An 11,532-nucleotide genomic window follows, 5' to 3' on the forward strand; every position below is an offset into this window, starting at 1 on the left:
CGCATATTCGGCGATAGACGCAAGCACATGGAGAGACAGTGATGCACCTCGGCGTTTGCTATTATCCCGAACACTGGCCCGAGGAACGCTGGGCCGAGGATGCGCGCCAGATGCGCGAGATCGGGCTCACCCGCGTCCGGATCGGCGAATTCGCGTGGAGCCGCATCGAGCCCGAGCCCGGACAATACGATTGGGACTGGCTCGACCGAGCGGTCGAGATTCTGCACTCGGCGGGGCTGGGCATCATCATGGGCACGCCGACCGCGACGCCGCCGAAGTGGCTCGTCGACAGCATGCCGGACATGCTGGCAATCGACCGCGAGGGACAGCCGCGGGGGTTCGGCTCGAGGCGGCATTACTGTTTCAGCCACGAAGGTTATGGCGAAGAAGCGCGCCGGATCACGCGTGTCGTGGCTCAGCGATACGGACAGCATCCGGGTGTGGTCGGCTGGCAGACCGATAACGAGTTCGGCTGCCATGACACGGTGCAGAGCTTCTCGCCTGCCGCACGCGACGCCTTCCGCCGCTGGCTTGCCGAACTTTATGGCTCTGTCGCGACGCTCAATGAAGCGTGGGGCAATGTGTTCTGGTCGATGGAATACCGTTCCTTCGACGAAATCGAGCTACCCAACCAGACAGTGACGGAAGCTAATCCGGCACACTGGCTGGCTTTCCGTAGGTTTTCTTCGGACAAGGTTATCCGCTTCAACAGGGCGCAGGTCGAGATCCTGCGCGAGGCATCACCCGGTCGCGACATCATGCACAACGCGATGGGTTTCTACACCGGTTACGACCATCACGACCTTGCGCAGGACCTCGATGTTTTGGGCTGGGACAGCTACCCGCTCGGCTTCCTCGAGATGTTCCGCTTCACCGAGGAGGAAAAGCGTGACTTCGCGCGTCAGGGTCATCCCGACATCGCCGCATTCCACCACGACCTTTATCGCGGGTGCGCGAAGGACGGGCGCTGGAATGTGCTCGAACAGCAGCCGGGGCCGGTCAATTGGGCGCGCTACAATCCCGCACCTCTACCCGGAATGGTCCGGCTCTGGACCTTGGAAGCTTTCGCGCATGGGGCGGAAATGGTCAGCTATTTTCGCTGGCGGCAGTTTCCAAAGGCGCAGGAACAGATGCACGCAGGCCTGCTGAGGCCGGACGGGGAGCCTGTACCCGCTTATGCCGAGGCAGCGTCGGCTGGACGAGAAATCGCAGACCTCGGCGCGGTCGGCGAAGCACCCAAGCATGTCGCGCTCATCTTCTCCTACGACAGTGAATGGATCACCCAGATCCAGCCGCAGGGGGAAGGGCGCTCTGCCCTGTGGGCTGCATTCTCCGCCTACTCCTCGCTGCGGCGATTGGGCCTCAACGTCGATATCGTCCCTCCCGAAACCGAACTAGACGGGTATTCGCTGGTCGTGGTCCCCTGCCTGCCGGTGATGACAGAGGGTCTCGCCGACGCCTTGAAGAGATTCGATGGCCAGATCCTCGTCGGCCCGAGGACAGCCACACGCGATACGGATTTCGCAATTCCCGGCGGCTTGGTCGATCAGGATTTCGCTGATCTGATCGGCGGTAAGATCGTCAGGAGCGAGAGCCTGTCGGACCGGTTGCAGATGACCGGAGATGGATGGACTGCGAAGGGGTGGCTCGACCACTATGAAGGCGAGGCGGAACCGGAATTCGTAGCGGGATCGGGAGAGGCTTGCAGCTATCGCCATCGCAACCTCCGGCTTTGCTGCACATGGCCGGAAGGAAGCATGTTCGAACGATTGGTCGAAAGGGCAGCAAGCGATGCGGGTTTGCCCCACGAAGCTTTACCGAAGGGGATAAGGTACCGCACTTGCGGGAGCACCCGATTCACCTTCGACTATCTGACCGCGCAGATATCCTTCGATTGAGTCGGATTGTCGGTTGGGCGTTCGACCTATAGGGTCTCGATAAGCAACCGATTCTTGCGTTTGAGGAGAGAGACGATGACCAAAGCCTATGCCAACCTGATCGACGGAGAGATGATCACCACCTCCGAGACGATCGAAGTCGTCAATCCCGCCAACGAACAGGTTATCGGGGTTGTGCCGTCGTGCACGAAGGACGAACTCGACCGGGCCGTCGATGCAGCCCGCAGCGCCTTCAAGAGCTGGAAGAAAACGAGCGCGGATGAACGTCAGAAGGTGGTCCAGGGCATTGCGGCCGCGATCAAGGACAATGCGGAAGAACTTTATCGCCTCCTCACCAGCGAGCAGGGCAAGCCCCATGCGCAGGCTCAGCAGGAAATCTACGGTGCAGCAGGACTTGCCGCAGCGCAGTCGACCCTGACCCTCGACGATGTGATCAACCAGGACGACGACACGCGCCTGTCGCGCACGCGACGCGTACCGGTCGGCGTGGTCGGCGGTATCGTGCCGTGGAATTTCCCGATCATGATGGCGATCCAGAAGATCGTGCCCGCTCTCGTGGCAGGGTGCACGATCGTGCTCAAGCCGTCGCCGTTCACCCCGCTTACGACGCTGCGCATTGCGGAACTGATCAAGGACGTTGTGCCTGCCGGTACGGTCAACATCATCACCGGCCCCGACGAACTAGGACCGATGATCACCGAGCACCCCGGTATCGACAAGATCACTTTCACCGGCTCCACCGCCACCGGCAAGAAGATCATGGAAGGCGCATCGCGCGACCTGAAGCGCATCACGCTGGAACTTGGCGGCAACGACGCCTCCATCGTCCTGCCCGATGCCGATGTCGAAAAGGTGGCCGAGCAGCTGTTCTGGTCGAGCTTCTCCAACGCCGGCCAGGTCTGCATCGCGGCCAAGCGGATTTACATCCACGAAGACATCTATGACGATCTCAGCAAGGCGATTGCCGAATATGCGAAGGGTGTCGTCGTCGGCGACGGTTCGCAGCAGGGCACCGGGGTCGGGCCGATCCAGAACAAGAAGCAGTTCGAGCGCGTTTGCGAGCTGATCCAGGATGCGAAGGACAATGGCTACCAGTTCCTGACTGGCGGAGATACCGATCCTTCGGGCACCGGATATTACGTTCCGATCACCATCCTCGACAATCCGCCGGAAGATGCGCGCATCGTGGCGGAAGAGCAGTTCGGGCCGGTCATGCCGTTGATGAAATTCTCGACGGTCGAAGAAGCGATCGAGCGCGCGAACAATTCCGAATACGGTCTCGCCGGCGCGGTCTGGACGAAGGATACGGAAAAGGGCGTCGAGATTGCAGAGCAGCTCGAAACCGGCACTGTCTGGGTCAATGAATTCATGCAGCTTTCGCCCTTCACGCCATTCGGCGGACACAAGCAATCGGGCATCGGTGCCGAATACGGTCTCGATGGTCTGAAGGAATTCACCAACCCGCAGGTCATCACGGTAAAGCGCGACGCTGCGGTTTGATCAGGTATCGAGCCGAGGTGTCGCGACCTGCGGCATCTCGGCTCACGCTCTGCGCTGACCGATCTGGGGCGCGTATCCCGATCCGGCGAAAGGGTTGTTCATAGCTTTGGCGATGGCGTCCGGCAGTTCGATTTCACCGCCGAGCACGCGCTTGGACGATAGGCCGATGCGCACGTCGTAGCGACCACCCTCGGTGAAATAACGCCCGTCCTCACGATGTTGGCCGATCTGGTCGCGACCGATTTCGAACGTCACCGTCCTGCGTTCGCCAGGGGCCAGCTTGACCCGCTCGAACCCGCGCAGGTTCAGGCGGCTGGGGAGGTGGTTTCCGCGATAGCGGCGCAGGTAAAGCTGGACTGTCTCGATCCCGCCCACATCCGCTAGGTTCCGAACCTGGACGCTAGCCACCAAGCGGTCGGCGGCCAGATCGAGGGTGAAATCGGTCAATGCAAAGTCTGCATAGTGCAAGCCATGCCCGAAGGGCAGGCCACGGTTCCCGTTGCCCTCTTTGATGGCGACCGGAAGCTTCCCGGACGGGGACGTTTCTCCAGTTAGGACCTCTGCGATCGCATGGCCGCTCATTGTGCCGAGCTGTCCGGCGTGGAGGACGCAGGCAAGCGGATCATTTCCGATGATGGGATCGAGTGCCGCAGCGCCGAGTGTTACCAGTACAATGCGATCGGTTACCGTGCGCAGGGAGGCAAGAAGCTGTCGTTCGGCTTCCGCAAGAGCATTGCCTTCCCGTCCGCCGAGCACGACGATGGCCGTGCGTGCCCGCTTTGCTGCTTCGCAAGCCATTCCGATCGCCATGCTGTCCGCTTCGATCATCCGGCCGATGTTCCCTGCATCGTGACGAAGGGCGAGCCCCGGCGCGAATTTGTGCGGGATACCAAGCTGTTCGAGACCGTCGATCAAGCTTGCGGCAAGCCCCTTGCGCCCGGCAAGGGGGGCATTCCGGTCTGTTGCCGCGGCGCCGATTACGAGTATATCGCCGGAGTCGAAGCCCAACGGCAACATGGCCGGTTCGTTGCGCAGCAACACGATCGAGCGCTTGGCAAGATTGAGGGCAGTTTCCCGGTTCTGTATCGGCGTCGGCAAGCTGCCCCTGCTGCGGACGGCCTCTTTGCCGAGTGGCAAGGTGAACAGGCCCAACGCATATTTCGCGCGCAACACCCGCGATACTGCGTCGTCGAGGCGAGCGAGCGGCAGTTTGCCCTTCTCGATAGCCGCCACGAGTGCGTCGACAGGCATGGAGTCACCGCTTTCGATGGGTTCGCTGTCACGCGCAGCAGCAGCGAGAGATTTCCATTCCGACAGAATAATGCCGTCGAAAGCGCCGGCCTCCTTGAGGAAGGAGAATGCCTTGCGAGCGGCACGGCGTCGTTGCACATTGCCGCCTCCTACGGAAATCGAGCCCAGATAGCCTTGCTTCACAACGCTAGCGGCGATGCGCATGGCTTCGGCAATGTCCTTGTCCTGGGCGCTTCCCGATGCAGCCCGTCCGACTATTGCTGCGAGGTCAAGGCAAGCAAGCACACCCTCGCGGCCGGGCTCTCCATTGGCTTGCAATCCTCGCACCCGCGCAGCCGCGATCGCGGCGACGAGATCGACCTGATCGTCGCGAGAATTGTCGGCCTCGGACGAGGAAGGCAAGTATCCAGCATCGGGTGACAACGCCCAGTTGCAACCCAGCGTATGGGCTTCCTCTGCAATGACGGCTTCGGCACCGGCAATCGCTTCCATGTCCCAGCTTGCGGCTGCAGCCAGCGGGGTAGGAAAGATCGTTTCGATCCCGGTCCCGGTTTCCATCGGGAACAGGAGGGGAATGCCAAGCCGGGATTCCTCTATCGCGATCTGCTGGAAAGCTTCCGCCTGGATTTTCGAGGAGATACCTTCCACCGCTGTCACGCGGCCACTGCGCACGGCTTGCGTGAAGCGTTCGACCTCTGCGCGGTCCTGATGATCCGGAGCGGCCACCACGGCAAGCTGACCGGCCTTCTCTTCGGTCGTCATGTAAGCGAGGAGGTCAGCGACCACCCGTTCGCCATCTGGATCGGGAAATCCGTGAATCATGAGCCCGCACCTTCGATCCAGCCCGCGTCGAGCTGTCGCACCGGCCTTGGCCAGGGCTGAAAATGCTTGGGCATCGATCCTCCCGAAGATGCGACCGCCGACATCGGCAAGGCGCAGGAAATTCAGGGAGGAACTGTGCCAATCAGTGGTAAATTAACGGTTATCGCCGGTGGCGGTTCGACCGCGAAAATCGCTCGTTTCGTCAAATTCCGGACTGGCGATTTACAGATATAAAAATATCTTTATATCTTCGCGAAATGCGGACCGAAGCAATCTTCCGTGCCCTTTCCGATCCGACCCGGATGCGCATCGTGCGCCTTTTGGGGTCGATGGAACTCGCGGTGGGGGAAATTGCGCAGGTGCTCGGGCAGAGCCAGCCGCGTGTGTCCCGCCACATCGGGATCCTGTGCGACGCCGGACTGGCCGAGCGTCGTCGTGAAGGTAGCTGGATATTCCTTCGTGCGCGCAGCGATACGCCATTATGCGGTGATGTCCTTGACCTTCTCTGCCAGGCGGAAGAGGTGGACGCGGATTTCGGAACCCTGTGCGAAGGCGATCGACGCAAACTTTCCGAAATCCGTTCTGCAAGAGAGCATCAGGCAGAGCAGTATTTCGCGGATCATGCCCACGATTGGGACGAACTGCGCCGCCTCCATTCCTCCGACGACGAAGTGGAAAGCGCCTTGCGATCCGCCTTGGGAGAAGGAGGGCTCGGACGCCTGCTCGACATCGGCACGGGAACGGGCCGGATGGCGGAGCTGTTCGCCGAAAAAGCGGATCACATCGTCGCGCTGGACAAGAGCCTTGCCATGTTGCGCGTGGCCCGTGCCAAGCTACAGCATCTGCCTACCGACCGTGTGGAGCTGATGCAGGGGGACTTCGCCTCTCTCCCGTTCCCGCAAGACAGCTTCGATACTGTCCTGTTTCACCAAGTGCTGCATTTCGCAACCGATCCGAGCCCCGTATTGGCGGAAGCCGCACGTGTGACGCAGGAGGGCGGCAGGATCGCTATTGTGGACTTTGCTGCCCACCACCGCGAGGACTTGCGCGAGCGCCATGCCCATGCACGGTTGGGTTTTGCCGATGACCACATGGCGGGGCTGCTCTCCGAGGCGGGATACGAGCCATCCAACCCGATTTCGCTCGAGGATGGCGAACTGGCAGTCAAAATATGGGTCGCGCGCCGCGATGCGGCCCGAGCAAGGAAAGTAATGTGAGCCCGACACTCAACCAGATGCGTGAAGCGCAGCGCGCCCTCGAGACGCCGCTATTCTCCGGACTTGCCGGCGACATTGAGGTCAGCTTCGAATTTTTCCCGCCCAAGAGCGACAAGATGGCGCAGACCCTTTGGGATAGCGTCGAAACGCTTGCCCCGCTCTCGCCGCGCTTCGTTTCGGTCACCTATGGCGCGGGTGGATCCACACGCGAGCGAACCCATGCGGCGGTCCGCCGGATCGTGACCGAAACCTCGATGCCTGCTGCGGCTCACCTGACCTGCGTCAATGCGACGCGCGAGGAAGTCGACGCCGTGGCCCGCGAATATTGGGAAGAGGGCGTGCGGCATATCGTCGCGCTGCGCGGCGACCCCCCCGAGGGCGGCACCGCCTATAAGCCGCACCCCGGTGGTTATGCCAATGCGGTCGAACTCATTGCGGGCCTGAAGCGCGTGGCCGATTTCGAAATTTCGGTCGCCGCCTATCCCGAGGTCCACCCGGATTCTCCCGATCGCCAGGCCGACCTCGACAATCTGAAACGCAAGTTCGATGCCGGCGCGACCCGCGCGATCACCCAGTTTTTCTTCGAGCCGGAATGTTTCTTCGACTTCCGCGACAAGGCCGTCGCCGCCGGGATCGAGGGCGAGATCGTGCCTGGGATCATGCCGGTGCTGAGTTTCGGAGCGGTCCAGCGCATGAGCGGACTGTGCGGAACCGGCATCCCCGACTGGATGGAAGGGCTGTTTGCAGGGCTCGACGAGAAGCCCGATGCCCGGCAATTGGTTTCAGCTACGATCGCCGCCGAAATGTGCCGCCGCCTGTATGCCGGCGGCGTTCGCCAGTTCCATTTCTACACTCTCAACCGCGCCGAGCTGAGCTACGCAATTTGCCATATGCTCGGCCTGCGACCGAAGGCCTGACAATGTCCAAGAGAGACGACTTCATCGCCGCTGCAGCGCAGCGCATCCTGATCAAGGACGGGCCCTATGGCACCGAGATCCAACGCGCCAATCTTGCGCCCGAGGACTATGCGGCGGGCACAGACCTGACGCAGGACCAGAAGGGCAATAACGACCTGGTCAACCTCACCCAGCCGCAAGTGATCCGCAAGATTTGCGACAGCTACATCGATGCAGGTGCGCATATCCTTGCGACCAATACCTTCAACGCCAACCGGATCAGCCAGGCGGATTACGGTGCCGAGGGACTTGTGCGCGAGATCAACGTTTCCGCCGCCCGCATCATCCGTGAGGCAATTGATGCACGCGAGGACGGGGTCCAGCGTTTCGTGGCAGGGGCGGTGGGGCCGACCAACAAGACCCTGTCCCTTTCGCCGGATGTCGAAGACCCCGGATACCGTGAGGTGAGCTTCGACGAGATCGTCTACGTCTACCGCGAACAATGCGCAGCGCTGATCGAGGGCGGGGCCGATTTCATCCTGGTGGAAACGGTCTTCGATACGCTCAATTGCAAGGCAGCGATCATGGCTGTGAAGCAGTTGGAGCGTGAGCTCGGGCAGGACATCCCCCTGATGATCTCGCTCACCCTGACCGACCTTTCGGGGCGCAACCTGTCCGGCCACACGGTGGAGGCGTTCTGGCATACGGTGCGACACGCCAAGCCTTTGACGATCGGCCTCAATTGCAGCTTCGGGGCGGAGCAATTGCGGCCCCACGTCCAGATCCTGTCTGACATCGCCGACACCTACCTCATGGCCTATCCCAATGCGGGCCTGCCGAACGATCTCGGTGAATATGACGAGGTGCCTGAGACGACCGCCGCGCTGACCCGCGTGTGGGCGGAAAATGGGCGCATCAATGCGCTGGGCGGATGCTGCGGGTCCACGCCGGATCATATCGCCGCGATGGCCCGCGCCGTCGAAGGGCTGACGCCGCGCAGTGTCCCGGACAGCGAGGCTGAAATGCGCCTCGCCGGACTTGAACCTTTCACGATTGCTGCCTGATGAGTGACCTTACCACTGCCCGCTTCGTCAATATCGGCGAACGCACCAATGTGACCGGCTCGGCCCGGTTCAAGAAACTCATCATGGCCGACGATTACGACACCGCCGTCGAAGTCGCGCGCCAGCAGGTTGAGAACGGCGCGCAGATAATCGACGTCAACATGGACGAAGGCCTGCTCGACGCCGAGAAGGCGATGAAAACCTTCCTCAAGCTGATCGCCGCCGAACCCGACATCGCTCGCGTCCCGGTAATGATCGACAGTTCGAAATTCGAAGTGATCGAGGCGGGGCTCAAATGCGTTTCGGGCAAGCCGATCGTCAATTCGATCAGCATGAAGGAAGGCGAAGAGGCTTTCCTCGAACACGCACGCATTTGCATGGATTACGGCGCGGCCGTGGTCGTGATGGCTTTCGACGAAACCGGGCAGGCCGATACGAAAGAGCGCAAGGTCGAAATCTGTGCGCGCGCTTACGACCTGCTGACCGGGATCGATTTTCCCGCCGAAGACATCATCTTCGATCCGAACATTTTTGCCGTGGCAACCGGGATCGAAGAGCATGACCGCTACGGGCTCGATTTCATCGAGGCGGTGCGCGAGATCAAGCAGCGTTGTCCGCATGCCAAGACCAGTGGCGGACTGTCCAACCTCTCCTTCAGCTTTCGCGGCAACGAAACCGTGCGCCGCGCGATGCACTCGGTCTTCCTCTATCACGCGATCCCCGCCGGGCTCGATATGGCAATCGTCAATGCGGGCCAGCTCGACGTCTATGACCAGATCGACCCCGAACTGCGCGAAGCGTGCGAGGACGTCATCCTCATGCGCCGCGAGGACGCCACAGAGCGGCTGATCGACCTTGCCGAAAGCTACAAGGGCAAGACCGCCGCTGACGAAAAGGCCGCCGAGGAATGGCGCAGCTGGGATGTTGCGCGCCGGCTCGAGCATGCGCTCGTCAAGGGTATCGATGCGCATGTAGTCAGCGATACCGAAGAGGCGCGCCAGCAGTTCGACCGTCCGATCGAGGTGATCGAAGGCCCGCTGATGGACGGCATGAACGTCGTCGGCGACCTGTTCGGCAGCGGCAAGATGTTCCTGCCCCAGGTGGTGAAATCCGCACGCGTCATGAAGAAGGCGGTCGCCCACCTCATCCCCTTTATCGAAGCCGAAAAGGAAGCGTCCGGCCTTGCTGACCAGTCCAAGGGCAAGATCGTGATGGCCACCGTAAAGGGTGACGTCCACGATATCGGCAAGAATATCGTCGGCGTGGTTCTGCAATGTAACGGCTACGAGGTCATCGATCTCGGCGTCATGGTGCCTTGGTCCACGATCCTCCAGACTGCCCGGGACGAGAAGGCCGACATGATCGGACTGTCGGGTCTCATCACGCCTTCGCTGGACGAGATGGTCACCGTGGCGGAGGAAATGCAGCGCGAGGAGATGACGATGCCGCTGCTGATCGGCGGCGCGACCACCAGCAAGGTCCACACGGCGCTACGCATCGATCCCGCTTATGACGGGCCCGTGATCCACGTGCTCGACGCGAGCCGCGCGGTTGGCGTTGCCAGCCGCCTGCTATCCGACACCCAGCGTGACGAATTCGTCGATACGACAGCCGCCGACTACCAGAAGGTACGCGATGCGCGGGCTGGCAAGGGTCAGAGTGTCCTGCTCCCGATCGAAGAGGCACGCGCGAATTTTTACGACGCCTTCCTGTCCGACAAGGCGGCCCCGCCACTAAGGCCGGGAATCCATCCCTTCGATGATTGGGACCTGGCGGACCTGCGCGAATATATCGATTGGACGCCGTTCTTCCGGGCGTGGGAATTGCACGGGAACTATCCGGCAATCCTGACTGATGATGTGGTCGGCGAAACTGCCCAGCAGCTGTTCGATGATGCCAACGCCATGCTCGACCGGATCGTCGAGGAAAAGTGGCTAACCGCCAAAGGCGTGGCCGGCTTCTGGCCCTGCGCGCGGGACGGGGACGATGTCACCATCCACCGCGTCAATCGCGAAGAGCACGTGGTCCTGCCGTTCCTGCGCCAGCAGGTGAAGAAGTCGCGCGACCGCGCTAATATGTGCCTGGCCGATTTCATCGACCCGGCGGGCGACTGGATCGGCGGGTTCGCCGTCGGCATCCACGGGATAGAGCCGCATTCCAAGCGCTTCCTCGAGGATAAGGACGACTACTCCGACATCCTGCTCAAGGCACTGGCCGACCGTTTCGCGGAAGCCTTCGCAGAGCGTCTACACCAGTTCACGCGCACCGACCTGTGGGGCTACGCGCCGCAGGAACAGCTAACCAATAAGGCGCTGATCAAGGAAGAGTACCGCGGCATCCGTCCTGCGCCAGGCTATCCTGCGTGCCCCGACCACAGCCTCAAGCCCATCCTCTTCGACCTGCTCGACGCGGAAAAGTACACCGGCCTGGCCCTGACGGAAAACTTCGCCATGTATCCCACGGCAGCGGTCAGCGGTTTCTATTTCGGACACCCGGAATCCCAGTATTTCGGCGTCGCCCGGATCGGTCGCGACCAGCTGGAAGATTACGCCGCGCGCCGCGGTGTGGATATTGCGACCGCGGAGCGCTGGTTGAGGCCCAATCTGGATTGACCGCAGCGCCGTGATCGCGCAGGGCTGAACCGTCGGCCGCAGGAGCGATTCTGCGGCAGGCGCGCATGGGAGAGCCTGTGCGGGGGACACCCGCCCGGCGCCGAAGGAGCAACCGCCCCGGAAACTCTCAGGCCAAGGGACCGTGCGCTGCCATCGACACTCTGGAAAGCGTTTGTCGCAGCCGCGGCGGACCACCGAAGGGGTACGCGTGCTCATTTGCGCGCCAGTCTCTCAGGTTTCCCGACAGAGGGGGCATGGGTTGTTTCAGCGCC

8 protein-coding genes and 2 riboswitches are annotated in these 11,532 nt (G+C 61.7%); of the genes, 7 read left to right on the top strand and 1 reads right to left on the bottom strand.

The features are described from left to right. Positions 1-41 precede the first annotated feature (41 nt). Both GRI34_RS00140 and GRI34_RS00145 read left to right on the top strand, forming a co-directional pair. Positions 42-1,898, top strand: a complete 1,857-nt coding sequence (locus tag GRI34_RS00140; protein ID WP_160594206.1) for a beta-galactosidase — start codon at positions 42-44, stop codon at positions 1,896-1,898. Between the two features lie 75 nt (positions 1,899-1,973). Next, positions 1,974-3,398: an aldehyde dehydrogenase family protein gene (locus GRI34_RS00145; RefSeq protein WP_160594207.1), complete on the top strand. Its 1,425-nt coding sequence runs from the start codon at positions 1,974-1,976 to the stop codon at positions 3,396-3,398. Between the two features lie 42 nt (positions 3,399-3,440). Here GRI34_RS00145 and GRI34_RS00150 read toward each other — a convergent pair whose 3' ends face one another. Then, positions 3,441-5,471, bottom strand: coding sequence for a glycoside hydrolase family 3 C-terminal domain-containing protein (locus GRI34_RS00150; RefSeq protein WP_160594208.1), 2,031 nt, complete (start codon positions 5,469-5,471; stop codon positions 3,441-3,443). A gap of 66 nt (positions 5,472-5,537) precedes the next feature. Here GRI34_RS00150 and GRI34_RS00155 point away from each other — a divergent pair, with 66 nt between their 5' ends. The 5 genes from GRI34_RS00155 to metH are packed head-to-tail and all read left to right on the top strand — an operon-like array spanning position 5,538 to position 11,260. Next, entirely contained in the window at positions 5,538-5,705 is a 168-nt protein-coding gene (locus GRI34_RS00155) for a hypothetical protein (RefSeq protein WP_160594209.1), read from the top strand. A 23-nt stretch (positions 5,706-5,728) separates the two neighbouring features. Then, positions 5,729-6,688 (top strand): ArsR/SmtB family transcription factor, encoded by a 960-nt coding sequence (locus GRI34_RS00160; protein ID WP_160594210.1) that lies wholly within the window; start codon positions 5,729-5,731, stop codon positions 6,686-6,688. Between the two features lie 17 nt (positions 6,689-6,705). After that, complete coding sequence (gene metF, locus GRI34_RS00165) at positions 6,706-7,605, top strand: methylenetetrahydrofolate reductase [NAD(P)H] (RefSeq protein ID WP_160596324.1); 900 nt, start codon at positions 6,706-6,708, stop codon at positions 7,603-7,605. A 2-nt stretch (positions 7,606-7,607) separates the two neighbouring features. After that, positions 7,608-8,648, top strand: a complete 1,041-nt coding sequence (locus GRI34_RS00170; protein ID WP_160594211.1) for a homocysteine S-methyltransferase family protein — start codon at positions 7,608-7,610, stop codon at positions 8,646-8,648. Beyond that, entirely contained in the window at positions 8,648-11,260 is a 2,613-nt protein-coding gene (gene metH, locus GRI34_RS00175; RefSeq protein ID WP_160594212.1) for a methionine synthase, read from the top strand. The genes GRI34_RS00170 and metH overlap by 1 nt, the downstream gene beginning before the upstream one ends. Positions 11,261-11,316: 56 nt before the next feature. Next, positions 11,317-11,413, top strand: a riboswitch (glycine riboswitch). After that, positions 11,414-11,517, top strand: a riboswitch (glycine riboswitch). Positions 11,518-11,532 lie beyond the last annotated feature (15 nt).

Source organism: Qipengyuania aquimaris, assembly GCF_009827445.1.
GTDB lineage: Bacteria > Pseudomonadota > Alphaproteobacteria > Sphingomonadales > Sphingomonadaceae > Qipengyuania > Qipengyuania aquimaris.

Coding starts and splice junctions, on each gene's coding strand:
- GRI34_RS00140 (WP_160594206.1), top strand. CDS start 42: ATGCACCTCGGCGTTTGCTATTATCCCGAACACTGGCCCGAGGAACGC.
- GRI34_RS00145 (WP_160594207.1), top strand. CDS start 1,974: ATGACCAAAGCCTATGCCAACCTGATCGACGGAGAGATGATCACCACC.
- GRI34_RS00150 (WP_160594208.1), bottom strand. CDS start 5,471: ATGATTCACGGATTTCCCGATCCAGATGGCGAACGGGTGGTCGCTGAC.
- GRI34_RS00160 (WP_160594210.1), top strand. CDS start 5,729: ATGCGGACCGAAGCAATCTTCCGTGCCCTTTCCGATCCGACCCGGATG.
- metF (WP_160596324.1), top strand. CDS start 6,706: ATGCGTGAAGCGCAGCGCGCCCTCGAGACGCCGCTATTCTCCGGACTT.
- GRI34_RS00170 (WP_160594211.1), top strand. CDS start 7,608: ATGTCCAAGAGAGACGACTTCATCGCCGCTGCAGCGCAGCGCATCCTG.
- metH (WP_160594212.1), top strand. CDS start 8,648: ATGAGTGACCTTACCACTGCCCGCTTCGTCAATATCGGCGAACGCACC.